The following is a 24322-nucleotide window of genomic DNA, read 5'->3' as shown; positions in this document are numbered from 1 at the left end:
TCAGACGAGCGAACCATCGGTCCGCCGACGACGCATCAGCACGATCCCGCCGAGCGCGGCAGCGCCGAGCAGGCCCGCCCCGCCGGTGGCCAGACCCCGGTCGGTACCGGTGCTGACGCCGCCGTCACCGCCGTCGACACCGCCGTGCGGCAGCACGACGAGCTCGCCCTCGCCGCAGGAGCCCTTGAGCTCGTAGCGACCCGGCTTGGCGTCCTTGTCGACCTTGGCCTCGCCGTAGTAGACGAACTCGCGCTCCTCGTGCCGGCCACGCTCGTCCGAGCCGCGCTCGTCCTTGCCGTAACCGTCACGCTCGTCCGAGCCGTGCTCGTCCTTGCCGTAACCGTCACGCTCGTCCGAGCCGTACTCGGAGCCGTGCTCGTCCTTGGACTCCCAGCCCTTGTCCGAGCCGTAGTCCGAGCCGTGCTCGTCCTTGCCGTAACCGTCGCGCTCGTCCGAGCCGTACTCGGAGCCGTGCTCGTCCTTGGATTCCCAGCCCTTGTCCGAGCCGTAGTCCGAGCCGTGCTCGTCCTTGCCGTAACCGCCGCGCTCGTCCGAGCCGTACTCGGAGCCGTGCTCGTCCTTGGACTCCCAGTCCTTCTTGTCTTCGTCCTTGGAGTCCCAGTCCTTCTTGTCACGGCCCTCTTCGGCGTCCTGGCCGTGCTCCTCGCCCTTCCAGTCCTTGCTGCCCTCGTCGCCGTAGGCGTCGGCGGCAGCGCCGCCACCCTGGCCACCCTTGCCGTTCTCGTCCTTGCCCTTGTCGTCCTTGCCGTGCTCGTCCTTGCCGTTCTCGTCCTTGCCCTCGTGGTCCTTGCCCTTGTCGTCCTTGCCCTTGTCGTCCTTGCCGTGCTCGTCCTTGCCGTTCTCGTCCTTGCCCTCGTGGTCCTTGCCGTTCTCGTCCTTGCCGTGCTCGTCCTTGCCCTTGTCGTGGTCGGAGGAGTTCTCCTCCTCGCGCCACTCGCGGTCCTCGCCCCGGTCTTCATGCGCCGGCTTGAGCTTGACCTTGCCGGTGACCTTGGACCACACGAACGCGTGCTCCTGCCGATCCGGGCAGATCTCGAGGAGCTTGACCTCGTCGCCGGCCTTGACGACGTGCGGCTTGGCGTAGACCTTGCCGTCGTCGTGACCGTCGGCGAACGCGATCCCCGGTGCGAACACCATGAGCGACGCGCCGCCGAGCGCGGCGCCCGCAACGACCTTCCCGAGCATCTTCTTAGCCATGACCTGCGTCACTCCATCCCTGTTGTCCTGTGCCCGGCGACAACCGAGCTAAGACCGACGTTAGACGGTTTCATGACTTATGAAGTGAAAGATTCGCGTTTTAACCTTTGATCCAGTAAGAGGTGAAGGGGTGCTACGCGGCTTTCGCCGCGCGGAGCGTCATCTCGGGCGGCGCGGGACGTTCTGGGGTCTGGCACGGCGTTCCGCACTCACAGTTCCCGCCCTGCCTCGGTCATCCGGTGGCAGCGGGTCCGGGCGGCGCGCGCCGGCTCGGGGGTATCGTCCGAAACGGCTCCGGCAACGCATCGAGCCATTGCCATGGAAGCGCTCCCATGCAAGAATCGGCGAACGCGGTTCAGAGAGCCACACCGTGCAGGCAGGGAGTCGAGGGCACCCGGTTCACCGGGCGACGCACCCGCCGCCGATCGACCGGCCGACGCTCGGCCGGGCACCACCACCACCACTATCGCCCGTCCGGGTCGGGCGCCCCCAAAGAATCCCGTTGGCGCCGACGGCCGTCCATACAGGACGCCCATCGGGCCGTCCCGCCGGGCCGTACCTGGGCCCGGTCTCGCCCAAGGAGATCAGTGGCATGAATGTGTGGAGAAGGCTATCCGGCCCACGCCGGGCCCTCGCGCTCGCCGGCGCGGGTGCCCTGGTCGCCGGTGGGCTCGTAACGATTCCGGTTACCGCGGCGCAGGCCGCGACGCAGTGCGACATCGCGTACACGAGCAACGAATGGCCTGGTGGTTTCACCGCGAGCGTCACCATCAAGAACGTCGGCGACCCGCTGAACGGCTGGACGCTGGGCTGGACCTTCCCCAACTCCGGCCAGCGGGTGCAGCAGGGCTGGTCGGCCACGTTCACCCAGTCCGGCAGCCAGGTCACCGCCCGGAGCCTGTCCTACAACGGCACCCTGGCCACCGGCGCGTCGACGAGCATCGGCTTCAACGGCGCGTGGAGCGGCAGCAACCCGAAGCCGACCTCGTTCACCCTGAACGGCGTCGTCTGCAACGGTGGCACCACCCCGCCGACCACGCCCCCGCCGACCGACCCGCCGCCCACCACGCCTCCGCCCACCGACCCGCCGCCCACCACGCCTCCGCCCGGCACCAAGGTCGACAACCCGTACGCCGGGGCGCGCGGTTACGTGAACCCGGAGTGGAAGGCCAAGGCGGACGCCGAGACCGGCGGAAGCCGCGTCTCCAACAACCCCACCGCCGTCTGGCTGGACCGGATCGCCGCGATCAACGGCACGCCGGACAGCAGCTCGAACGGGGCCTTCGGGGTGCGGCAGCACCTGGACGAGGCGCTGCGCCAGGGCGCCGGCTACATCCAGTTCGTGATCTACAACCTGCCCGGCCGGGACTGCTCCGCGCTCGCCTCCAACGGTGAGCTGGGCCCGGACGAGTTGCCGAAGTACAAGGCCCAGTACATCGACCCGATCGCCGCGATCCAGGGTGAGTCGAAGTACAGCAGCCTGCGGATCATCAACATCATCGAGATCGACTCGCTGCCGAACCTGGTCACCAACACGTCCGATCAGGCCGGTGGCACTGTCATGTGCGACACGGTCAAGGCCAACGGCGCGTACGTCAACGGTGTCGGCTACGCCCTCGCCAAGCTGGGCGCGATCGGCAACGTCTACAACTACATCGACGCCGGTCACCACGGCTGGCTCGGTTGGGACTCCAACTTCGGCCCGACCGCCAACATCCTGAAGACCGCCGCGGTGGCCTCCGGCAGCACTGTCAACAACGTGCACGGGTTCATCACCAACACCGCGAACTACTCGGCGCTGACTGAGCCGTACTTCAAGGTCACCGACAACGTGAACGGCCAGACGGTGCGGCAGTCCAAGTGGGTCGACTGGAACTTCTACGTCGACGAGCTGTCCTTCGCCCAGGCGTTCCGCAACCAGCTGGTCTCGGTGGGCTTCAACTCCAACATCGGCATGCTGATCGACACGTCCCGCAACGGTTGGGGTGGCTCCGCCCGGCCCACCGGCCCGGGCGCGATGACCAACGTGGACACGTACGTCAACGGAGGCCGCATCGACCGCCGGGCCCACCTCGGCAACTGGTGCAACCAGGCTGGTGCCGGTCTCGGTGAGCGGCCGCGGGCGAACCCGGCCACGGGTATCGACGCCTACGTCTGGGTGAAGCCGCCGGGTGAGTCGGACGGCTCCAGCAAGGAGATCCCGAACAACGAGGGCAAGGGCTTCGACCGGATGTGCGACCCGACGTACGGCGGCAACGCCCGCAACGGCAACAACCCGTCCGGGGCGCTGCCCGACGCGCCGATCTCCGGTGCGTGGTTCTCCGCCCAGTTCCAGGAGCTCATGCGCAACGCCTACCCGGCGCTCTGATCGGGTAGCTCACGCACCAACCCGCTGCCAGTGGTTGGTGAGGCACTGTTGGCAGCAGGTTCCCCCCGGGTCCCCGGCTCGACCGTCACAGGTCGGGCCGGGGACCCCCCTTTCGGGCCCCGGTCAGGGCACCGTGCGTTCGATCGCCGCCCGGCCCTGCTCGGCCAGGTCACGGCGGGCCTTTTCCAGGTTCTCCGGTGTCAGGTCCTGGCCACGGGCCATCACCAGGTCCTCCGGCTCCCAGGGCTGTTCGCCGCCTGTGCGGATGTTGTCCCCACCGGCGCCGGTGCCCGTCCCGGTCGCCCCGGTGCCGGCGGCGTACGGGTCACCGATCAGCTCGTCGGTGTCCGGTGCGAGGTCGTCCGGTCGGCTGCGAGGCTCGGCGAAGCCCGGTGTGTCCCGGTCCGGGCCACCTCCGGTCCGCAACTGCGGCACGGTGGCGTCATCGTCCACCGCCGAGGCCACCTCGGGGGTGTCCTCCAGCGGCGGTTGGCGATCGCGATCGGTCATGGTGCTGCCTCCTGTGTCCGACACGGTGCCTGATTTCCCCCACGTACCCCTTCGTGCCGCGCTCATGCCGCACGGCCCGGCGGTCGGGCCGGGCCGTGCTCATGCCGTGCGGTCAGGTGGTCAGGCGTCGGGCTGCTGCTCGTTCGGGGCCGGCGCTTCCGCTGGGCGCCACCACTGCCAGAGCAGCATGAGCAGACCGAACACGAGCATCGTCAGCCCGGCCCACAGGTTGATCCGTACGCCTTCGGCCTTGTCGATCTCGGCCCGGCTGTCGAAGAGGCCGATCAGCGTCACGATGACCCCGTACGCGACGAAGAGGCCACCGATCACCCGGCGGATGTCGAACAGTCGGGCCGCGGCGGAGCGCCGCTGTTCCGCCTGCGTCTCGTCGATCAGCGGGTCCTGTGCCGGCTGGCCATCGTTGCTCATCTGCCGACCCCTTTCCTTAGAAGACCGGGATGTAGAAGAGGGCGGCCAGCGCGACCGCGATCAGACCGAGCAGCACGGGGGAGCGGTACCAGACGGCGTCCCCGGCGAGCACGTCGCCCTTCAGGTCGACGCCCCCCATGCCGTACACCAACCCGCGCAGCTCCTCGTCCCGCTTGGGTGCGGTGAGCGGGGTGACGATCGCGGCGACCACCACCGCCGTGACGAACGCCAGACCGGCACCCCAGAAGCTCTCCTCCAGGTCGGAGTTGAAATTGACCACCCCGCCCTTGTAGAGCAGGTAGAGGCTCAGCGACACCAGGGTGCCCAGCAGCAGCGACCAGAAGCCGGCCAGCGCGCTCATCCGCTTCCAGAACATGCCGATGATGAAGGTGGCGAACAGCGGCGCGTTGAAGACGGAGAAGAGCGCCTGGATGTAGTTCATGATGTTGCTGAACCCGGCCGCGATGAACGCGGTGCCGATCCCGATCACCACGGCGGCGACCGTCGCCCACCGGCCGACCCGCAGGTAGTACTCGTCCGACCGGTCCCGGCGGATGTACGCCTGCCAGATGTCGTAGGTGAAGACGGTGTTGAAGCCGCTCACGTTGGCCGCCATGCCGGCCATGAACGAGGCGAGCAGGCCGGTGACCGCCACCCCGAGCACGCCGTTGGGGAGCAGGTCGCGCATCAGCAGCGGGATGGCGTTGTTGTACTGGAGGTCGCCGCTCTCCGCGCCGAGGCCCTTCACCGTCACCAGGGCCACCAGGCCGGGGATGATCGTGACCAGGGGGATGAACAGCTTCGGGTACGCGGCGATGATCGGCGTACGCCGGGCGGCGCTCATGTTCTTCGCCGAGAGGGCCCGCTGCACCTCGGCGAAGTTCGTCGTCCAGTAGCCGAACGACAGCACGAAGCCGAGGCCGAAGACGATGCCTATCCAGTGCGCGCCCAGCGGGTTGGCGGTGCTGCCGGTGCCCTGCCACGCGTGCAGGCCGGCTTCGCCGAGTTTGGTGTCGCCGACCGCGTCCATCAGGCCGTTCCACCCGCCGACCTTGACCAGGCCGATCACGGTGACCGGGATGAGGCCGGCGAGGATGACGAAGAACTGGAGCACCTCGTTGTAGATCGCCCCGGACAGGCCGCCGATGGTGATGTACGCCAGCACGATCGCCGCGCCGACCACGATCGCCGTCCAGAGCGGCCAGCCGAGCAGCGCCTGCATGACGAGGGCCAGCGCGTACAGGTTCACGCCGGCGATCAGCACCTGGGCGACGGCGAAGCTGATCGCGTTGAGCAGGTGGGTGGGGCGGTTGAACCGCAGCCGCAGGTACTCCGGCACGCTGCGGACCTTGGAGCCGTAGTAGAAGGGCATCATCACGATGCCCAGGAAGACCATCGCCGGGACCGCGCCGATCCAGTAGTAGTGGACCGTCATCACGCCGTACTGGGCCCCGTTGGCGGCCATCCCAATGATCTCCAACGCGCCCAGGTTCGCCGAGACGAAGGCGAGACCGGTCACCCAGGCCGGCAGGGAGCGGCCGGAGAGGAAGAAGTCGACGCTGGTCCGGATGGCCCGGCGCGCGGCGAAGCCGACCCCGAGGACGGTGACGAAGTACAGCGCCAGGATCAGGTAGTCCAGGCCGTTCATGTTGAGCCGAAGACCCTCGCCGCCCATCCCGTCACCCCTCGTCCCGACGTCCGCGCTGGTTGGTGTGCGCGCGCGCCCTATTACCCCGTCTGGGGCGGTTTCACTCCTGCAGATCGGGACCGCCCGTGTTCGGGCCCTTCGGGTGGTCTGGCAGGCGCCGCGACGATCGGTACGCAAGAGGGCGCCCCGGCCGTTTTCGGCCGGGGCGCCAGTGTTGGTCAGGTGAATCAGCGACCGAGTACGCGGTCCAGGAAGTCCCGGTAGTTGCGGACCGCCATCCGCAGTTGTTCGGTGTCGGCCGAGCCGGCGTCCTGCCACCCGCCCAGCGTGTTCTTCTGGGCGGCCAGCGCCGAGGAGAGGGCCTGGATGGCTTCCTCCACCAGCGACTGCGCCTCGCCGGCAGCCGACTGCGGGTCGTCGACGAAACGCAGCTGCACGTCCCGCCAGCGGTCCCGGAAGCCCTGTGCGGTGTCCGTGTCGAGGAGCGTGGCCGGCTCGGCGGCGACCGTCGACCCGGCGGGTCGGGAAGTTCCGGCGGACTCCAGCGTGGGGCTGGTGTCGTCGCCGGGGACGGGTTCGCCGTCCGCGTCCGGGTCGACCATCTCCGGTGTCGCGCTGCCGTAGCCGGCCGCGCCCGCTGCGGCGGCATCCCGGTCACCGGTCAGATCGCCGCGCCGTTCCGGGTCGCCGTTCGTGCTCCCCGGCGGGACGACGGTCCGCGCGGAGGCGTCCGCGTCGGTGCGGCCGTCCAGGTCGGTGGGGTCGTCGACGTCCGCGCTGTCGTCGACGTACGCGTCGCGGCGGTGCAGCTCCGCGGTGGGATCGGCGCGCAGACCCTCCCGCTCACCGTCCTCGGCGCCGTCGCCCGGCTGGGCGGTCCGCTCGGCCCTCGGGTCCGGCTGATCCTGTGGGTGCGGGCTGGCCAGCGCGGATGCGGCCACCGCGTCGGCCACCGTGGTGGCGCCGAATGTCGTCGGCAGCGGCCCCGGCTCGTGGAAACCGCCCTCGTCGGTGGACCGGTCGTCGCGCCGGTGGCGCGGGTCGACGTCGTCGGCCGGGTCGTACGCGGCGACCCGGTCGGTGTCGTCGGCCCGCTCATGGACGGCGGCCTGGTCGTCGAAGGTGCCCCGGTCGTCGAGGGCGTCCTCAGGGACGTCGGAGCGACCGGCCCGGTCGCCGGCCGGGCGTACCGGCACGGGCTCGGACCGGACGGCCTCCGGGTGGTCGTTGCTCACCTGCTGCTCTTCCTGGCGCATCGGTGGCCTCCTCAGCGGCTCGTGGCGTCGTGGTCCGGGTGGTGGCGCTGTTCGGGCATGTGGTGGCCGACCGGCTCCTCGCCCAGCAGGTCGGCGAAGAGTGCGCGGTAGTGCACGACCGCCTGCCGCAGCTCCTCGGTGCTGGCCTCGCCCCGGGAGTTGCGCAGGTGGATGTCGTGCGCGTCCCGGTAGTTGGTCAGCGTGCGGGCGTGCTCGACGGAGAGGTGGGCGATCTGGTCGGAGAAGTCACCGGTCGGGTAGCCCTGCTCCTCGATGAGCCGGGTAACCAGTTCGTCCGCGTCGCCCACGGTCTCGCCGGGGGAGTCGATGAAGCGGACCTGGAGTTCCTCCCAGGCGGCGGCGTACCGGGCCCGGGACTCCGGGGTGAGTGGGGTGAGCGTGAGCTCGGCATGCCGGCGTTCCCGGTCGCGCAGTTCGCGCTCCGCGGCGGACCGGCTGTCCTGTTCCGCCACCACCCGGTCGTACTCCGGTCCGAACCGGTTGCGCAGGGCCCGGCGGTTGTTGAGCGAGCGGGCGGCCACGGCCAGCACCGCGACGATCACCAGCACGACGAGCACGATGACGACTATCTGCGTGGGCGACATGGGCTCCTCCTTCGTCATCTGCTATTCCCTCCGCGCAGTGATCGCCAATCCCGATCCGAGGCACTTTCCTGACGAGGGGCGCAACTACTCAGCGGCCAAAACCTGATTCATCCCGGAAGAGGCGCTTGGGCGGTAGAGACACGGGCGGTAGTGAAACAGCCTCCGATTACGTATCCTGCCCAAGGCGCCCGCGCCGGTGCCCGGCGACGCGGCCGGGCGCGCAGCCGGCAGGCGCGGTGCCCGGCGGTGCCGGCACCCCTCCTGCCACCCTGTACGGGCGAGGTCTGATGAAAACCCGCGACTGGCCGATCCGCTCGAAGCTGACTGCGTTGGTCGTCGCGCCGGTGACCGCGCTCCTGGCGCTGTGGATCTTCGCGACCACGCTGACCTTCGGTCCCGCCCTGAACCTGCTCTCCGCCCGCACCCTGTTGTACGACCTGGGTCGCCCCGGCGAGGCAGTGGTCACCGAGCTGCAACGGGAACGCCGACTCTCGGCGGTGCAGCTCGCCGGCGATACCGAGCTGCCCGCACTCGCCGAGCAGCGCGGGCGCACCGATCGGGCGGTCGCCGAGCTGCGCCGCCGGGTGGACGGTGAACCGCTGCGCGACGCCGCGGACGACCTGCTGGAAGCCCGGGTCGACCAGCTGGTCAACGCACTGGCGGCGCTACCCGACGGGCGGAAGTTCATCGACGAGCGCAAGGTGGACCGGGCCGGCGCGATCGGCCTGTACAGCGGCATGGTCTCCGCGGCCTTCCAGGCGTTCGCCGGCATGGCGACCCTGACCGACCCGGACATCAACCGGCAGGCCTTGGCGCTCACCGCGCTGGGTCGCTCCCGGGAACTGCTCGGCCAGAGCGACGCGCTGCTGGCCGGCGCGCTGACCGCCGGACGATTCGCCGAGGGCGAGCACACCCAGCTCGTACAGGCCATCGGCAACCAACGGTGGCTCACCGAGAGCGCCGTGGCCGACCTGCCCGAGAGCAGCCGGGTCGCGTACCAACGGTTGACCGAGAGCGAGGCGTTCACCCGGCTGCGCACGATGCAGGACGCGCTGGTCGTACCCAACCGGTCCGGCCGACCGACTGTCGACGCGGCGTCCTGGCAGGCCAGCCAGGACGCGGTGCAGCAGCAGTTGCGCGACTTCGAGCTGTCCGAGGCCGACGCTCTCACCGACCGTTCGGTGCCGATGGCGGTCCGCATCCTGGTGCGGCTGGCCGCCGCCGGCGTACTCGGGCTCGTCGCGGTGGTCGTCTCGGTGCTGGTGGCGTTGCGGGTTGGCCGCACCCTGGTCCGCCGGCTCAGCGGCGTCCGCACCGCCGCGCTGGAGCTGGCCGAGCACCGGCTGCCCGACGTGGTGGCCCGGCTGCGCCGAGGCGAGCAGGTCGACGTCGCCCGGGAGGCGCCGCCGCTGGAGTACGGCCACGACGAGATCGGCGAGGTCGGGCGCGCCTTCACCGAGGTGCAGCGCACTGCCGTCCAGGCCGCGGTGGACGAGGTCACCCTGCGTCGCGGGCTCAACGAGGTCTTCCTCAACATCGCCCGACGGAGCCAGAGCCTGGTGCACCGTCAGCTGCACCTGCTGGACCGGATGGAGCGGCGTAGCGAGGACCCGGACGAGCTGGCCGAGCTGTTCCAGGTCGACCACCTCGCCACCCGGCTGCGCCGGCACGCCGAGGATCTGGTCATCCTCGCCGGCTCCGCGCCCGGCCGGGGTTGGCGGAACCCGGTCGCGATGGTCGACCTGATCCGCGGCGCGATCTCCGAGGTCGAGGCGTACGAACGGGTGGACGTCAAGGCCGTGCAGCCGGCCGGCGTGCTGGGGCGGGCGGTCGGCGACATCATCCACCTGCTCGCCGAGCTGGTCGAGAACGCCACCGCCTTCTCCCCGCCGGACACCCGGGTCACCGTCACCGGGGCGCAGGTGGCCAACGGGTACGCCCTGGAGATCACCGATCAGGGGCTGGGCATGTCCGACGCGGCGCTGGAGACCGCCAACACCCGGCTGGCCAGCTCGCCCGAGTTCGACCCGGCGCAGAGCGCCCGACTCGGTCTGTTCGTGGTGGCCCGGCTGGCGGCCCGGCACGGCGTACGGGTCCGGTTGCGCCCATCCGGGGAGGGTGGCGTGACGGCAGTGATGCTGGTCCCCGGCGACCTGGTCACCACCGAGCCGCCGGCCGGCCCCGACCCCGCCACGCTCGGCACCGCCTCGGCCGACCCGAGCCGGCGGCTGGCTCGGACGGCGCGCCGGGGTGCCGTGACCCGCCCCCGGACCCGCCCGCCGACGGCCCCGTCCGCCAGCACAGCCCCGCCCGCCCCACCCACCGGAGCGCCGACCTCGGCCAACCCGCCTGCCAATGGGCGCGACGAGGTCTCGGCGACCCCTGACGAGTCGGACGACGAGCTGGATGGCCTGCCCCGCCGGGTGCGACGTCCTACCCCCGCCGCCCGGCCCCGGTCCACCGTCACCGACACGCCGTCGCCCCGCTCGCCCGAGGAGGTCCGCCAGGTGATGGCGGCGCTCCAGGCCGGCACGGCGCGCGGACGCGCCACCGCCATCACCCCGACGGCGCCAACCGGTCCGGCGGTCCCGGCGGCCCCCACCGACCCGCCGACGACCCCCGAACCCCCGACCGTGACTGAGAGGGACGCCTAGTGCGGGATTCGACGAAGCAGAGCGCCGGCCTGGACTGGTTGCTCGACGAACTGGTGCAACGGGTACCGGCCGCCCGCGAGGCGGTGGTGCTCTCCGCCGACGGCCTGCTGCTCGGCTGTTCGGCCGAGCTGGAGCGCTCCGACGCCGAACACCTCTGCGCGCTCGCTGCCGGCTTCTCCAGCCTCGCCCGAGGCGCCAGCCGGCACGTGGACGGCGGCCCGGTCCGGCAGACCGTGGTGGAGATGGAGGCGGCGTACCTCTTCGTCACCGCTGCCGGGCAGGGTGCCTGCCTGGCCGTGGTGAGCGACGCCGACGCGGACATCGGGCTGGTCGCGTACGAGATGGCGATGCTGGTGATCCGGGTGGGGGAGAGCCTCGCCGCGCCGGCCCGATCGGCAGCGGGTGCCGGAGATGCGGACTGAGCCACCCGGGCCGCAGCACGAGTGGCTGGATGGTGAAGCCGGCCCGGTGATGCGCCCGTACACGCTCACCGGAGGCCGGGTACGCTCCGCCGTCGACGACTTCAACCTGGTCGCGTTCGTGTTGGCCGGTTCGGACGTCGACGTGACAAGCCATTCGCATCTGCTGCCGGAGCATCGACGGCTGGTCACGTTGGCCCACCGGCCGGTGTCGGTGGCCGAACTGGCAGCCGAGCTGGACCTCGCGGTCGGCGTGGTCCGGGTACTGCTCGGTGATCTCCTCGCCGAGGGCCTGGTCGCGGTGCACGAGCCGCCGGCCGCCGGCATCCTTCCCGACGACGACATCCTCAAGGCGGTGGTCAGTGGACTCCGTGCGCTATGACCAGGTGGGCACCAGCACCACCATCCCGCTGGCACTGAAGATCCTCATCGCGGGAGGCTTCGGGGCTGGCAAGACGACCTTGGTGAGTGCCCTGAGCGAGGTCCGTCCGTTGCAGACCGAAGAGGTGCTCACCGGTGCCGGGATCGGCACCGACGACATCTCCGGCGTGGAGGGCAAGTCCACCACCACGGTGGCGATGGACTTCGGCCGAATCACCATCAACGACGACCTTCAGGTCTACCTGTTCGGCACGCCTGGCCAGGACCGGTTCTGGTTCCTCTGGGACGAGTTGGCCTTCGGCGCGCTCGGCGCGGTGGTGCTCGCCGACACCCGGCGGTTGGCCGACTGCTTCCCCTCCATCGACTACTTCGAGCAGCGGGGAATCCCGTTCGTGGTGGGCGTGAACTGTTTCGACGACTCCCGCCGGTTCAACCTGGAGACCGTACGCCGAGCGCTCGACCTGGACCCGGACGTGCCGATGGTGCTCTGCGACGCCCGGGACCGGCAGTCCGGAAAGATGGTGTTGATCTCTCTGGTGGAGCACGTCGCGAGACAGCGCGGCGAGCCGGTCCCGGCGGCCTGAGATCCGGGCCGGAAAGCCGGTTAACGGGCGGGCAACGCGGGCAGCCTCTGGTTGGATCAACCAAGGATGCCGGCGGAGGAGTTGGGCGTGAGCGGTCAGGGTGAGGTCGTCCACATCGGGGGTTACACCGCGCAGAGCGGCGGGCGGGGCAGCGGCATCGTCGCCGCTCGTCGCGACCCGAGGACCGGGGCGCTGACCCCGCTCGGCACTGTGGCAGCCACCCCGTCCCCCTCCTTCCTGGTGCGGCACCCCAGCCAGCCGGTGCTCTACGCGGTCAACGAGCTGACGGACGGCGAGATCAGCGCCTGGCAGGTCGGGGCGGACGGCGCGCTGGACCCGCTCGGCAGTCGGTCGACAGGCGGCGCCGAGCCCTGCCACCTGGCGGTGCTGCCCGGCGGGGGTCACCTGCTGGCGGCCAACTACGGCAGCGGCAGCATCGCGGTCTTCCCGCTCGACCCGCAGGGCGTGCCCGGCGAGCGCACCGACCTGGTGGTGCACGAGGGGCGCGGCCCCGACCCGGAGCGCCAGGACCACGCCCACGCCCACATGGTCTCGCCCGGGGTGGGCCAGGGGCCGATCTTCGGCGTGGATCTCGGCACTGACTCGGTCTACCGGTACGACCTGGACGAGGCGACCGGACGACTGGTACCGCGTGCGCCTCGGATGCGTACGAAGCCCGGCACCGGCCCCCGGCACCTGGCCCGGCACCCCGACGGTCGGCGCTGCTACCTCGTCGGGGAGCTGGACGCCTCGGTCACCGCCTACGAGCTGACCGACGACGGCGCGTTGCACCAGCGCGGGCGGGTCGAGGCGAGCGAGCGCGCCGGTCACGTTCAGCCGTCGGAGGTCGCGGTCGCCCCGGACGGCCGGTTCCTCTACGTCGCCAACCGTGGGGTGGGGACCGTGGCGGTCTTCACCCTGGCCGGGGAGCTGCCCGATCTGGTGGCCGAAGTGGACACCGGCGGGGAGTGGCCTCGGCACTTCGCCCTCATCGGGGAGCACCTCTACGTCGCCGACGAGCGGGCGGACATGGTGCGGGTGTTCCGGCGCGACACCGACACCGGCGTCCCGGAGGCGGTCGGCGAGCCGGTGCCGGTGCCGAGCCCGACGTGCGTACTGCCCTGAACGATGGTTCAGAGACGTGAGCGCTGCACTGATTTGGCAACGCCACGGGGCTGCCACGTCACTCTGTGTTGCAAAAAGGTGGTCAACTGTTTCTCCTCCGTAACTTTAGTCCGAACGGATGTGGCAGAGACGGCACCTAGTACGCAAGATGGTCACCGTGTCAGCAGGCCGCCATCGCATGCGTTCGAAACTCCACCTAGCCGCCGCCGCCGCAACGGCGGGGGTGCTCGTCGTGACGACGGGCGCTTGGTTCGGCTACCAGGAGCTGATCCAGCCCAGCTGCTCGGGAGAGATCCGACTCGCCGTGGCGGTCGCCTCCGAACTCGCGCCAGCGGTGGACGCCGCCGCGTCCCAGTGGGTCAAGGATGGCGCCGCGGTGGGCCCGACCTGCATCCGCGTCGACGTGTCCGCGTCCGACCCGGTCGACGTGGCGGCCGTGGTGGCGGCCAAGCACGGCGCTGTGCTGGCCGGCGTGGGGCAGGCCAGCGGCACCGCCGTCAGCCCGGACGTCTGGGTGCCCGACTCCTCGACCTGGCTGCTGCGGTTGAAGAAGGACGCGACCGCGTTCGCTCCGACCAACGGCGCCTCCATCGCGCGCAGCCCGATCGTCGTCGCGATGCCCGAGCCGATCGCCACCCGGCTGGGTTGGCCGGACAAGAAGTTCAACTGGACCGACCTGCTCAAGCAGGTCAACAACACCAGTGCACCGCTGCGGACCGGGATCGTCGAGCCGACCCGCGACGCGGCGGGCCTGTCCGGTCTACTCTCGCTGACCGCGGCCGCCAACGGCGCCGGTGGCGACGCCCAACGCAACACCGTCGGCGCGCTCCGCGCACTGGCCACCGGGCGCTCCTCGCTCCGCAACGACCTGCTGGCCCGCTTCCCCACGGCCAACGACTCGACGTCCATCGCCAGCGGTCTCGGCGCGGCGGCCCTGTCCGAAGAAGACGTGATCGCGTACAACAGCAAGAAGCCGCCGGTGCCGCTCGCCGCGCTCTACATGGAGCCGGCGCCGATGCCGCTGGACTACCCGTACGCGGTGCTGCCCGGCATCGAGCCGAGCAAAGCGTCGGCGGCCAAGGTGCTGTTCGAACTGCTCACCAGCCCGACCTTCCGCGACCGGCTCGCCGCGCAGTCGCTGCGCGCGCCGGACGGCAACTGGGGCGAGGGTTTCAAGGCGCCGCAGGGTGCGCCGAGCCCGTCCGGTGGCGCGCCCACCGCACCGGCGAACGGCGGAACCGCGGCGGGTGGCCTCGACCCGGCCGCCATCCAGCGGGTCGTCTCCAGCTGGTCGATCGCCACCCAGTCCGGTCGGATGCTCGCCGTCATCGACGTCTCCGGCTCGATGAAGGACCCGGTGCCCAGCGCCAACAACCGCAGCCGGGAGGAGGTCACGGTCGACGCGGCCCGTCGCGGCCTCGGCCTCTTCGACGACTCCTGGTCGATCGGTCTGTGGACCTTCTCCACCCAGCTCGTCGGCAACCGGGACTACCGGGAGCTGGTCCCGATCGGGCCACTCTCCGGCCAGCGGGCCCAGTTGGAGGGCGCCCTTGCCACCGTCAAGCCTTCCAGCGGCGACACCGGCCTCTACGACACGATGTTTGCCGCGTACCAGGCGGTGCAGGAGAACTGGCAGCCTGGCCGGGTCAACTCGATCGTGCTGTTCACCGACGGCAAGAACGAGGACGACAACGGCCTCAACCAGCAGCAGTTGCTCAGCAAGCTCAAGCAGGCCGCCGACCCGGAGCGGCCGGTCCAGGTCATCATGATCGGCATCGGCGAGGGCGTCAGCAAGGCAGAGTTGGAGTCGATCACCAAGGTGACCGGTGGCGACGTCTTCGTCACCAAGGACCCGAGCGAGATCGGCAGCATCTTCCTCAGCGCCATCGCGCGCCGTCCGCCAGCGCCGCGCTAATCCGACGCTCAGACGTCCAGGGGCCTGCCGTAGCGCCGATTCGGTGTGGCAGGCCCCTTTTCGGCCACCAGGTTGTTGAAGAAAAGTGACGGCAATACGTCGGAAGTAATCGGCAGTCATAGTTGTCAAGGCAGGATGTCGACTGTTCCGGCATAGTCGGTCCGCCTCCGGTCCGACCCGTCGGCCGGGGCCATCCTGTACAGAGTGGGAGGGCCGGTGAGCGTGGCGACACTGTTGACCCCCGCGAGGTCGGCGGAGCCGGACGGTCGACGCGCCGGGCTGGTGGCCCGCGCCGACGAACGGTCCTACGTCCGGGTTCTCGTGGTGCTGGACACCACCGTCCTCATCATCGCGCTGCTGATCGGTTACGTCGCCCGTTTCGGTGAGGGCGAGCCGACCGGCTCGGAGATCCCGTACGTGCTGGTCGCCCCCGGGTTGGTGCTGGCCTGGCTGATCTCGCTCAAGGCGCTCGGCTGCTACGACGACCGGGTGATCGGCTACGGGGCGGACGAGTACCGGCGGGTCAGCTCCGCCAGCCTGCGCCTGGCCGGGGCGATCGCCATCATCGGCTACATCGCCGACGTCGGCGTCTCCCGGGGGTTCCTGGGCATCTCCTTCGCGGTGGGCACCGTCGGGCTGGAGGTGGCGCGGTTCGCCGCCCGCAAGCGGCTGCACCGGGCCCGTTCGCTGGGTGCCGGCTGGTCCCGCAAGGTGCTGGTGGTCGGGGACACCGCCCACGTGTTGGAGTTGGTCCACACGCTGCGCCGTGAGCCGTACGCCGGTTACCACGTGGTGGGCGCCTGCATCCCGGACGCACTGCTCGCGCCGGTGGCGCAGCGGCTGGGTGACGTGCCGGTGGTGGGGTCGTTCCGGGGAATCCCGGAGGCCGCCACCGCAATCGGCGCGGACACGGTCGCGGTGACCGCCTCCGGTGAGCTGACCGCTACCCGGCTGCGCCGTCTCGGCTGGCAGTTGGAGGGGACGGGCGTCGACCTGGTCGTGGCACCCGCGCTGACCGACGTCGCCGGCCCGCGGATCCACACCCGCCCGGTCGCCGGCCTGCCGCTGATCCACGTCGAGGCGCCGGAGTTCCGTGGGGCCCGCAAGCTGGTGAAGGGTCTCGTCGACCGGTCCGTCTCGTCGCTGGCGCTGGCGGTGCTGCTGCCCCTGATCGCGTTCATCGCCCTGGCCATCAAACTGGACAGCCGGGGCCCGGTGCTGTTCCGGCAGGTCCGGGTCGGCCGGGGCGGGCAGGAGTTCGGCGTGTTCAAGTTCCGCACCATGGTGGTGAACGCGGACGCGCTCCTCGCCGAACTGACCGCGCGCAACGAGACCGACGGCCTGATGTTCAAGATGCGCCAGGACCCCCGGGTGACCCGCGTCGGCCGGCTGCTGCGCAAGTGGTCACTGGACGAGCTGCCGCAGCTGGTCAACGTGCTGCTGGGTCAGATGAGCCTGGTCGGGCCCCGCCCGCCGCTGCCCTCGGAGGTGGCCCGTTACGACGGTGACGTGGCCCGACGGCTGCTGGTCAAGCCCGGCATGACCGGCCTGTGGCAGGTCAGTGGCCGCTCCGACCTGAGCTGGGAGGACGGCATCCGGCTCGATCTCTACTACGTGGAGAACTGGTCCCTCGCCGCCGACCTCACCATCCTCTGGAAGACCTTCGGCGCGGTGCTGAACGGCCGCGGCGCGTACTGAGCACCGGTCACGGTTGCGGGCCGTTCCAGTCCAGGCAGACGACCACCGCGTCGTCGACCAGGTCACCGGCCACGAACGCGCGCAGATCACCGATCAGCGACCGGACGGCGTCCAGTGGCGCCATCGGCCCGGTCCGCCGCAGGAACCGGTCCAGTGCCGTCTCGCCGTAGCGCACCTGCTGACCGGTGGCGTCCAGCACCCCGTCGCTGACCACGAAGAGCCGGTCGCCAGGCTCCAGCGGGAACTTCTGCTCGTGGTAGTCGGTCGCCTCGAACATGCCCAGCGGGAACTGCGCCTCCAGCGGCTGCTCGGTGACGTTCCCGTCGCGGACCAGGACCAGTCGGGGTGACCCGGCGTCCACCACTGTCATCATCCCGGAGCGCAGGTCCAACTCCATCAGCAACGCGGAGAGGTGCTGCTCGCCCCGGTACAGGTCGTAGATGGCCTGGTCGGCGAGGGCGGTCTGGTCGGCCAGACTCAGCCCGGCCCGACGCGCGTTGCGCAGCGCGTGGGTGGCCAGCGAGGTGAGCAGGGAGGCCGCCACCCCCTCACCGGTGCCGTTGATGGTGGACAGCCAGAGCCGCTCCCCGTCGTCGGACCAGTCGAAGCTGTCGCCGCGCACCGTGTACGCCGGCTCCAACTGCCCGGCCAGGCTGAACGAGGGACGGATCCGGCTGCGGCCGGGGAGCAGGTCCCACTGCATCTCGGCGGCCAGGGTGAGGCGTTGGGTGCGCCGGGCCGCCCGGTAGACGTCGGTGCCGGCGGAGACCGCCGCCACCTCGTGGGCGAGCGCGGTGGCGATCTCGGCCAGCGCGGCGACGACTTCCCGGTCGTCCGGAACGGGTGACAGGCACAGCACCCCTCGACGCTCGCCACGCATGGTGACCGGGAACCAGGCGGTGCCGTCGGTCAGTATCGGCGACTGGTGGTCGAAGGCGCGCCAGGCCGGGTGCCCGGGGCTGGTGATCGAGTCACCGTCGGTGAGTGGCAGCAGCTCCGCGAGTCGGTAGTCGACCTGGTAGAGCTCGACGTCGGTGATCCCGTACGACTGGGCGAGCACGTCCCCGATCCCACCGACAAGCCGGTCGGCTGGTGTCTCGTTCAGGGCACGTCGTGCCCGATTGACCGGTTCGCCCATCGTCAGTCCTTCACTGAAAGCTCGACCACCAGGAGGTTCGGAGTACTCTCGGGCCACCATGGCCGAACTGAACCGTCCGTCGGACCCTGAGACGAGTATGGCTGCCGCACTGGACGCGGCGGCCGCTGCCCTGCTGGGAATCTGGGAGTCTGCCCGGGAGGGGACCGCCAACCGCGTGTCTGGCGCCCAGTTACGGGCGGTGATGGTGGTGGAGCAGCACGACGGGATCAACCTGCGTCGGCTCGCCACCCGACTCGACATGCTGCTCAGCTCCGCCAGCCGCCTCTGCGACCGGCTGGTCGCCGCCGGCATGCTGGAGCGCGAGCCGGGCCGCTTCGACCGCCGGGAGATCTCGCTACACCTCACCCCGGAGGCCCGCCGGCTCCTCGCCCAGCTGCGGAACGACCGCCAGGCCCAACTCGCCGCCGTGTTGACCGGGATGAGCCCGGAGGGCCGCGACGCGCTGCTGAGCGGGATGCGGGAGTTCGACGAGACCGCCCGCCGCCAGCAGGCGCAGAACGCGCCGACGCCGGACGAGTCGACGGGTCAGGGGGACTGGCCGGACGACCCGGACCGGCCCGGTGGGCGGTCGGGGGACTGGTCGGTCGATTCGGGTCGGCAGACCCGAGCGGGGTGGACGGGTTCGTCGGGCGGTCCGGAACGATCGGTCGGCACCACCAGGGAATGGCCGGCCGGCGACCCACCGGTGGCGTGTACCGCCTGATCGAGCCGGCCGGCACCGCCTGTCGGGGCAGTTTTCTGGCTCCTCACCGGGGATCGTTGCCTGGGGGCAAGGATACCTATCCTCCCCGACGGAGGCCCCCGGCGCGGGGGTGGGGATCAGCCGGAGCGGGCCAACCAGCCGGCGGGCTGGGCGATGATCCGGCGGGCCACCGATCCGGCGGCACCCACCGCGGCGGCCTCCGCGCCGAGCGTCGACGGCCGGACCGTGACCGGTGACCAGGCCGCGGTGAGCACCCGGGCACCGATCTCGGCGAGGACCGGGGGGCACAGCCAGGGCGCGAGCGCCGCGTAACCGCCACCGAGCACCACGGTGTCCAGGTCGAGCAGGTTGACGACGCCGGCCACCGCGACGCCGAGCGCCGTTCCGGCGTCGCGTAGCGCCCGCAGCGCGTCGGCGTCGCCGGCCTCGGCCAACTCGGCCAACCGGGCCGTCGCGGTGTCCGCGGGAAGCTCCGCCCGGGCCAGCCCGGCGGCGGCCACGATCGCCTCCTGGCCGGCGTACTGCTCCAGGCAGCCCTGCCCGCCGCAGCGGCACGGACGGCCCTCGGGGTGTACCGGAAGGTGCCCGATCTCGCCGCTCCACCCGCGTACGCCACGAAACAGCGCGCCGCCGAGCACGATGCCGGCGCCGATGCCCACCTCTCCGGAGATGTGCAGGAAGCTGGACGGGCCGGGTGGCTGCGAGTGCAGCTCGCCGAGCGCGGCGAGGTTGGCCTCGTTGTCCACCACCAGCGCGGGGACGCCGGGCACCTGCTCGATCAGCGGAGGGTGCTCGGCGAGCAGCGCGGGCACCGGCACGTCGTGCCAGCCGAGGTTCGGCGCGAGCCGGACCAGCCCGGCGTCGTCCACCAGGCCGGGCACCGCGAGCGCGGCCCCGACCAGGGTGAGGCCGTGCCGGGCGGCGTCGTCGCGGGCTGCCCCGGCCATCTCGACCAGGCGGGCCAGGGCGTCGGCGGGGGCCACCGGGCGCAGATCGGCCCGGTGCACCGTGCGGTGCCGGACCTGGCCGGCGAGGTCCACCACGCAGACCGCCAGGTAGTCGACGTTGACCTCCAGGCCGAGCCCGGCCGGCCCCTGGTCGGCCAGGACCAGTCCGCGGGCCGGGCGGCCGGCACCCGAGCGGGGCGCGGGGTCGGATTCACTGACCAGCCGGCCGGCGAGCAGGTCCTCGACCACCGCGGACACTGTTGCTCTGGTCAGGCCGGTCGCGGTCGCCAGGTCGGCCCGGGAGGGAGGACGGTCGGCGGTGGCGATCCGGCCGAGGACCAGGGCGAGGTTGAGCTCGCGCAGGCTGCCCTGACGGACTGCGCCGGCCGGGGCGTGGGTGAGGCTCACCCCTTGACAGTGCCATATGGTGGGCAAATAATTCAATCGCTGAACAAATAGCGGACAACACCACCCGGAGGTCGCTCATGGCACCCCGTCCCACCCCCGCCGACAAGTTCTCCTTCGGGCTCTGGACCGTGGGCTGGCAGGCCCGCGACCCGTTCGGTGACGCCACCCGTCCCGAGCTCGACGCGGTCGAGGCAGTGCACCGGCTCGCCGAGCTGGGCGCGTACGGCATCACCTTCCACGACGACGACCTGATCCCGTTCGGCGTCGACGCGGCCACCCGTGACCAGCACATCGCCCGGTTCCGCAAGGCCCTCGACGAGACCGGCCTGGTGGTGCCGATGGTCACCACCAACCTCTTCACCCACCCCATCTTCAAGGACGGCGGCTTCACCAGCAACGACCGCGACGTCCGCCGGTACGCGCTGCGCAAGGTGCTGCGTCAGGTCGACCTGGCCGCCGAGCTGGGTGCCAGCACCTTCGTCATGTGGGGTGGCCGCGAGGGCTCCGAGTACGACCTCGCCAAGGACGTCCGGGCTGCCCTGGACCGCTACCGCGAGGCCGTGAACCTGCTCACCCAGTACTCCATCGACAAGGGCTACAACCTGCGGTTCGCCCTGGAGCCCAAGCCCAACGAGCCGCGCGGCGACATCCTGCTGCCGACCATCGGGCACGCGCTCGGTTTCATCTCCCAGCTGGCCCACCCGGAGCTGGTCGGCCTCAACCCGGAGGTCGGCCACGAGCAGATGGCCGGGCTCAACTACGCCCACGGCATCGCCCAGGCGCTCTGGCAGGGCAAGCTGTTCCACCTTGACCTCAACGGCCAGCGCGGCATCAAGTACGACCAGGACCTGGTCTTCGGCCACGGTGACCTGATGAACGCGTTCGCCCTGGTGGACCTCCTGGAGAACGGCGGCCCCAACGGCGGGCCGGCCTACGACGGCCCCCGGCACTTCGACTACAAGCCGTCCCGCACCGAGGACATGGAGGGGGTGTGGGCCTCCGCGGCGGCCAACATGAGCACCTACCTGCTGCTCAAGGAGCGGGCAGCGGCGTTCCGCGCCGACCCCGAGGTGGTCGAGGCGCTCGCCGCCAGCAAGGTCGGCGAGCTGAGCACGCCGACCCTCGGCGACGGCGAGGGCTACGAGGAGCTCCTGGCCGACCGCTCCGCGTTCGAGGACGTCGACGTGGACGCGGTGGCCGCCCGGGGCTTCGCCTTCGTCCGGCTCAACCAGCTCGCCGTCGAGCACCTGCTCGGCGCCCGCTGAGGCCCCGCCATGCCGTTGGTCGCAGGCGTTGACTCGTCCACCCAGTCCTGCAAGGTGGTGATCCGGGACGCGGAGTCCGGCGCTCTGCTCCGGCAGGGCCGGGCACCGCACCCGGACGGCACGGAGGTCGACCCGGAAGCCTGGTGGCAGGCGCTGCGCAGCGCCGCCGACCAGGCCGGCGGGCTGGCCGACGTGGCGGCGATCTCCGTCGCCGGCCAGCAGCACGGCATGGTGTGTCTCGACGAGGACGGCCGGGTGGTCCGCCCGGCGCTGCTGTGGAACGACACCCGATCCGCCGACGCCGCCGCCGACCTCATCGAGGAGGCCGGCGGCGGCTCGGCCGGGAGTCGGTTCTGGGCCGAGGCCACCGGCAGCGTTCCGGTGGCCAGCTTCACCATCACCAAGCTGCGATGGCTGGCCAGGCACGAACCGGAGCTGGCCGCCCGGGTTGCCGCCGTCTGCCTGCCACACGACTGGCTGACCTGGCGGCTGGCCGGCGCACCGGGGTTGGGCGCGCTGCGCACCGACCGGGGCGACGCCAGCGGCACCGGTTACTGGTCGCCGTCTAGCGGGGACTACCGGCTGGACCTGCTGGAGCGGGGCTTCGGTCGGCGGTTGGTGGTGCCCGAGGTGCTCGGTCCGGCCGAGTCGGCGGGCAAGCTCGCCGACGGCTTCGGCGGGCCGGGCGGGGCGCTGCTCGGCGCGGGCACCGGGGACAACGCCGCCGCCGCGCTGGGCGTCGGCGCCGGCCCGGGTGACGTGGTCGTCTCGATCGGCACCTCCGGCACCGTGTTCAGCGTCGCCGACGTGCCGGCCGCCGACGAGAGCGGCATCGTCGCGGGCTTCGCCGACGCGTCCGGCCGTTTCCTGCCCCTGGTCTGCACGCTCAACGCGGCCCGGGTGCTGGACGCCGCCGCCGCGATGCTCGGCGTCAACCTGGACGAGCTGGCCGAGCTGGCGCTCTCCGCGCCAGCCGGGGCCGACGGGCTGGTCATGGTGCCCTACCTGGAGGGTGAGCGGACGCCGAACCGACCGCTCGCCACCGGCGCGGTGCACGGCCTGACTCTGCGCACGTCGACCCCCGCGCACCTGGCTCGGGCCGCCGTGGAGGGCATGCTCTGCGCGCTCGCCGACGGGCTGGACGCGATGACCGCGCAGGGTGCCACCGCCCGCCGGGTCATCCTGGTCGGCGGCGGGGCCCGGTCGGCCGCGGTGCGTCAGATCGCTCCGCAGGTCTTCGGCTGCCCGGTCGTCGTCCCGCCAGCCGGGGAGTACGTCGCCGACGGTGCCGCCCGCCAGGCCGCCTGGGTCGCCCTGGGCGGCGCCGAGCCGCCGGTCTGGGCGGTCGAGGGCACCGAGGAGTACGCGGCGGCGGCCGTCCCCGCCGTCCGTGACCAGTACGCCGCGGCGCGCGGGTTGGTGCTCGACCGGCGCTGACCGCCGGGATCGACGCGCATGGGTGCCGGTCGACGGTGACCGGCACCCACCCGCGTGACGACCTCCTTTACGCAGTCTGGTTGGCTGCCGGTCATGACGGTGACCAGTGGCGGGCCCGGCCTGCGCCCGCACGGTCGGGGCGGTGGGCCGGCCCACCGGTTGTACAGCGTCGTGGTGTTCGTGCTGCTCGCCTCGCTGGACAACGTGGCGATCGGGCTGGTCCCCCCGCTGTACGGCCCGATCTCCGACGCGTTCGACGTGTCCGGGCGGCTGCTCGGCGTGGTCACTGCGGCCAGCTTCCTGGTCAGCGCGGTCGCGGCGGTCGGCTGGGCCTACGTCGGGGACCGCACCAACCGCAAACCGCTGCTCATGGTGGGCACACTGCTCTGGGCGGCGGGCACCGGCGGTAGCGCGTTCGCCGGCGGCTACCTGACGTTCCTGGCCGCGCAACTGGTCGCGGCGGTCGGCCTCGGCGCGGTCGGCTCGGTGGGCTTCTCCGTGGTCACCGACCTGATCTCACCGACCCGGCGCGGGCTGGTGATGAGCTTCTGGGGGCTCTCCCAGGGCGTCGGCACCCTCGCGGGCACTCTCGTCGGCGGGCTGCTCGGGGCGGCCGACTGGCGGCGGCCGTTCCTGCTGTTGGCCGGCGTCGGCCTGGTCGCCACGCTGGCCTACCTGTTCACGTACGACATCCGGCGTGGACAGAGCGAGCCGGAACTGGCCGGCAGGTTGGACGCCGGCGCCGAGTACGACTACCGGATCAGCCGCGCCGACCTGCCGCGCATCCTGGCCCGGCGGACCAACCGGTGGCTGATCCTGCAGGGTCTGACCGCCCAGGCCGCGTTCGGCTCGTTGGTCTGGCTGCCGGTGCTCTTCGCCGAACGGGCCGAGGCTCAGGGTTACTCCACGTCGACCGCGGTGGTGGTGGGCAGCGTCTTCGCCACCCTGTTCCAGCTCGGCGGGGTGCTGTCCATCGTGGGCGGGCTGGTCGGTGACGCCGTGCAACGGCGTACCCCGCGGGGGCGGGCGCTCGTCGCCTCGGTCGGCATCCTCGCCGCGCTGCCGTTCTACCTGGTGTTGTTCTTCGTTCCGGTGACCATCGACGTGCCGGACGGCGCGAGTGGCGGCGCGGTGGTGGGTGCGGTACTGGCCAGTGTGTTCACCGAGCCGTCGGTCGGGCTGAGCCTGCTCACCGCGATCGTGGCGCTCGCATTGACCTCGGCAAACTCGCCGAACTGGTTCGCGTTGATCGCCGACGTCAACCCACCGGAGCATCGGGGCACTGTCTACAGCCTGGGCAACCTGGTCAACGGGGTCGGTCGCGCGGCCGGCAACGGGCTGGTCGGGGTGGCCTTCCAGGCGCTGCGAGCGGCATTCCCGCCACCGCTGAACTTCGCCGTCGGGCTGGCCGCGTTCCAGCTCTTCTTCATCCCTACCGGCGTCATGTACTGGCTCGCCTCGCGAACCTCACCGACGGACATCGACAACGTGCACGACCTGCTACACACCCGAGCCGACCGCCTCTGACCCCGTGCGCTCGCGCCCAGCCCTCCGGCGCCTGCCCCGTCGATCATGGAGTTGTGGTGCCGGGTT

At 71.4% G+C, this 24322-nt stretch carries 20 protein-coding genes; 12 read left to right on the top strand and 8 right to left on the bottom strand.

The window, feature by feature from the left end; genetic code table 11:
• Positions 1-1218 (bottom strand): hypothetical protein, encoded by a 1218-nt coding sequence (locus tag ACIA47_RS18955; RefSeq protein WP_396709467.1) that lies wholly within the window; start codon positions 1216-1218, stop codon positions 1-3.
• Between the two features lie 592 nt (positions 1219-1810).
• Here ACIA47_RS18955 and ACIA47_RS18950 point away from each other — a divergent pair.
• On the top strand, positions 1811-3586 hold the full coding sequence (locus ACIA47_RS18950) for a glycoside hydrolase family 6 protein (protein ID WP_396709465.1): 1776 nt from the start codon (positions 1811-1813) through the stop codon (positions 3584-3586).
• A gap of 123 nt (positions 3587-3709) precedes the next feature.
• Here ACIA47_RS18950 and ACIA47_RS18945 read toward each other — a convergent pair whose 3' ends face one another.
• The 5 genes from ACIA47_RS18945 to ACIA47_RS18925 all read right to left on the bottom strand — a co-directional run bounded on the left by ACIA47_RS18945 (position 3710) and on the right by ACIA47_RS18925 (position 8034).
• Entirely contained in the window at positions 3710-4096 is a 387-nt protein-coding gene (locus tag ACIA47_RS18945) for a hypothetical protein (RefSeq protein WP_203122576.1), read from the bottom strand.
• A gap of 120 nt (positions 4097-4216) precedes the next feature.
• Positions 4217-4525, bottom strand: coding sequence for a hypothetical protein (locus ACIA47_RS18940; RefSeq protein ID WP_396709462.1), 309 nt, complete (start codon positions 4523-4525; stop codon positions 4217-4219).
• Between the two features lie 16 nt (positions 4526-4541).
• On the bottom strand, positions 4542-6200 hold the full coding sequence (locus tag ACIA47_RS18935) for a sodium:solute symporter family protein (RefSeq protein ID WP_203122577.1): 1659 nt from the start codon (positions 6198-6200) through the stop codon (positions 4542-4544).
• Positions 6201-6400: 200 nt separating this feature from the next.
• Positions 6401-7429 carry a hypothetical protein gene (locus tag ACIA47_RS18930; RefSeq protein WP_396709460.1) on the bottom strand — a complete coding sequence of 343 codons (1029 nt, stop codon included), beginning with the start codon at positions 7427-7429 and terminating at the stop codon, positions 6401-6403.
• Between the two features lie 11 nt (positions 7430-7440).
• On the bottom strand, positions 7441-8034 hold the full coding sequence (locus ACIA47_RS18925) for a hypothetical protein (protein ID WP_203122578.1): 594 nt from the start codon (positions 8032-8034) through the stop codon (positions 7441-7443).
• Positions 8035-8321: 287 nt separating this feature from the next.
• Between ACIA47_RS18925 and ACIA47_RS18920 the strand changes: the two genes are divergently transcribed.
• The 7 genes from ACIA47_RS18920 (at position 8322) to ACIA47_RS18890 (ending at position 16810) form a co-directional block, all read left to right on the top strand.
• The gene (locus ACIA47_RS18920; protein ID WP_396709457.1) at positions 8322-10688 is read left to right on the top strand and encodes a nitrate- and nitrite sensing domain-containing protein; all 2367 of its coding nucleotides are present in this window, start codon (positions 8322-8324) and stop codon (positions 10686-10688) included.
• Positions 10688-11110 carry a roadblock/LC7 domain-containing protein gene (locus ACIA47_RS18915; protein WP_196919451.1) on the top strand — a complete coding sequence of 141 codons (423 nt, stop codon included), beginning with the start codon at positions 10688-10690 and terminating at the stop codon, positions 11108-11110. The genes ACIA47_RS18920 and ACIA47_RS18915 overlap by 1 nt, the downstream gene beginning before the upstream one ends.
• A complete protein-coding gene (locus ACIA47_RS18910) occupies positions 11100-11489 on the top strand; it encodes a DUF742 domain-containing protein (protein ID WP_203120659.1) in 390 nt (129 codons plus the stop codon). The genes ACIA47_RS18915 and ACIA47_RS18910 overlap by 11 nt, the downstream gene beginning before the upstream one ends.
• Entirely contained in the window at positions 11470-12072 is a 603-nt protein-coding gene (locus tag ACIA47_RS18905; RefSeq protein WP_091405745.1) for an ATP/GTP-binding protein, read from the top strand. Before ACIA47_RS18910 ends, ACIA47_RS18905 begins: the two co-directional genes overlap by 20 nt.
• Positions 12073-12159: 87 nt before the next feature.
• A complete protein-coding gene (locus ACIA47_RS18900) occupies positions 12160-13197 on the top strand; it encodes a lactonase family protein (protein WP_396709454.1) in 1038 nt (345 codons plus the stop codon).
• Between the two features lie 157 nt (positions 13198-13354).
• Entirely contained in the window at positions 13355-15112 is a 1758-nt protein-coding gene (locus ACIA47_RS18895) for a substrate-binding domain-containing protein (RefSeq protein WP_396709452.1), read from the top strand.
• 216 nt (positions 15113-15328) lie between these two features.
• Entirely contained in the window at positions 15329-16810 is a 1482-nt protein-coding gene (locus ACIA47_RS18890; RefSeq protein ID WP_203120662.1) for a sugar transferase, read from the top strand.
• 7 nt (positions 16811-16817) lie between these two features.
• Here ACIA47_RS18890 and ACIA47_RS18885 read toward each other — a convergent pair whose 3' ends face one another.
• Positions 16818-17948 carry a PP2C family protein-serine/threonine phosphatase gene (locus tag ACIA47_RS18885; RefSeq protein ID WP_203120663.1) on the bottom strand — a complete coding sequence of 377 codons (1131 nt, stop codon included), beginning with the start codon at positions 17946-17948 and terminating at the stop codon, positions 16818-16820.
• Positions 17949-18045: 97 nt separating this feature from the next.
• On the opposite strand from ACIA47_RS18885, the gene ACIA47_RS18880 reads away from it, so the two are divergent.
• On the top strand, positions 18046-18672 hold the full coding sequence (locus ACIA47_RS18880; protein ID WP_396709449.1) for a MarR family winged helix-turn-helix transcriptional regulator: 627 nt from the start codon (positions 18046-18048) through the stop codon (positions 18670-18672).
• Between the two features lie 116 nt (positions 18673-18788).
• On the opposite strand, the gene ACIA47_RS18875 is transcribed toward ACIA47_RS18880, so the two are convergent.
• Positions 18789-20027, bottom strand: coding sequence for an ROK family transcriptional regulator (locus ACIA47_RS18875; protein WP_203120665.1), 1239 nt, complete (start codon positions 20025-20027; stop codon positions 18789-18791).
• A 77-nt stretch (positions 20028-20104) separates the two neighbouring features.
• Here ACIA47_RS18875 and xylA point away from each other — a divergent pair, with 77 nt between their 5' ends.
• From xylA to ACIA47_RS18860, 3 genes are all read left to right on the top strand, one after another.
• The gene (xylA, locus tag ACIA47_RS18870; protein WP_203120666.1) at positions 20105-21292 is read left to right on the top strand and encodes a xylose isomerase; all 1188 of its coding nucleotides are present in this window, start codon (positions 20105-20107) and stop codon (positions 21290-21292) included.
• Between the two features lie 9 nt (positions 21293-21301).
• Positions 21302-22729 carry a xylulokinase gene (gene xylB, locus ACIA47_RS18865; protein ID WP_396709446.1) on the top strand — a complete coding sequence of 476 codons (1428 nt, stop codon included), beginning with the start codon at positions 21302-21304 and terminating at the stop codon, positions 22727-22729.
• Between the two features lie 93 nt (positions 22730-22822).
• Positions 22823-24256 (top strand): MFS transporter, encoded by a 1434-nt coding sequence (locus ACIA47_RS18860; protein ID WP_203120667.1) that lies wholly within the window; start codon positions 22823-22825, stop codon positions 24254-24256.
• Positions 24257-24322 lie beyond the last annotated feature (66 nt).

Source organism: Micromonospora sp. NPDC051227 (assembly GCF_044455385.1).
Classification (GTDB): domain Bacteria; phylum Actinomycetota; class Actinomycetes; order Mycobacteriales; family Micromonosporaceae; genus Micromonospora.
Note: the sequence above shows the minus strand (reverse complement) of the source record. Positions and strands in the feature narration are given on the sequence as shown.

Excerpts from the sequence above, each read along its gene's own strand:
- ACIA47_RS18955 (WP_396709467.1), bottom strand. The coding sequence starts at position 1,218 with ATGGCTAAGAAGATGCTCGGGAAGGTCGTTGCGGGCGCCGCGCTCGGC.
- ACIA47_RS18950 (WP_396709465.1), top strand. The coding sequence starts at position 1,811 with ATGAATGTGTGGAGAAGGCTATCCGGCCCACGCCGGGCCCTCGCGCTC.
- ACIA47_RS18945 (WP_203122576.1), bottom strand. The coding sequence starts at position 4,096 with ATGACCGATCGCGATCGCCAACCGCCGCTGGAGGACACCCCCGAGGTG.
- ACIA47_RS18940 (WP_396709462.1), bottom strand. The coding sequence starts at position 4,525 with ATGAGCAACGATGGCCAGCCGGCACAGGACCCGCTGATCGACGAGACG.
- ACIA47_RS18935 (WP_203122577.1), bottom strand. The coding sequence starts at position 6,200 with ATGGGCGGCGAGGGTCTTCGGCTCAACATGAACGGCCTGGACTACCTG.
- ACIA47_RS18930 (WP_396709460.1), bottom strand. The coding sequence starts at position 7,429 with ATGCGCCAGGAAGAGCAGCAGGTGAGCAACGACCACCCGGAGGCCGTC.
- ACIA47_RS18925 (WP_203122578.1), bottom strand. The coding sequence starts at position 8,034 with ATGTCGCCCACGCAGATAGTCGTCATCGTGCTCGTCGTGCTGGTGATC.
- ACIA47_RS18920 (WP_396709457.1), top strand. The coding sequence starts at position 8,322 with ATGAAAACCCGCGACTGGCCGATCCGCTCGAAGCTGACTGCGTTGGTC.
- ACIA47_RS18910 (WP_203120659.1), top strand. The coding sequence starts at position 11,100 with ATGCGGACTGAGCCACCCGGGCCGCAGCACGAGTGGCTGGATGGTGAA.
- ACIA47_RS18885 (WP_203120663.1), bottom strand. The coding sequence starts at position 17,948 with ATGGGCGAACCGGTCAATCGGGCACGACGTGCCCTGAACGAGACACCA.
- ACIA47_RS18880 (WP_396709449.1), top strand. The coding sequence starts at position 18,046 with ATGGCTGCCGCACTGGACGCGGCGGCCGCTGCCCTGCTGGGAATCTGG.
- xylA (WP_203120666.1), top strand. The coding sequence starts at position 20,105 with ATGGCACCCCGTCCCACCCCCGCCGACAAGTTCTCCTTCGGGCTCTGG.
- xylB (WP_396709446.1), top strand. The coding sequence starts at position 21,302 with ATGCCGTTGGTCGCAGGCGTTGACTCGTCCACCCAGTCCTGCAAGGTG.
- ACIA47_RS18860 (WP_203120667.1), top strand. The coding sequence starts at position 22,823 with ATGACGGTGACCAGTGGCGGGCCCGGCCTGCGCCCGCACGGTCGGGGC.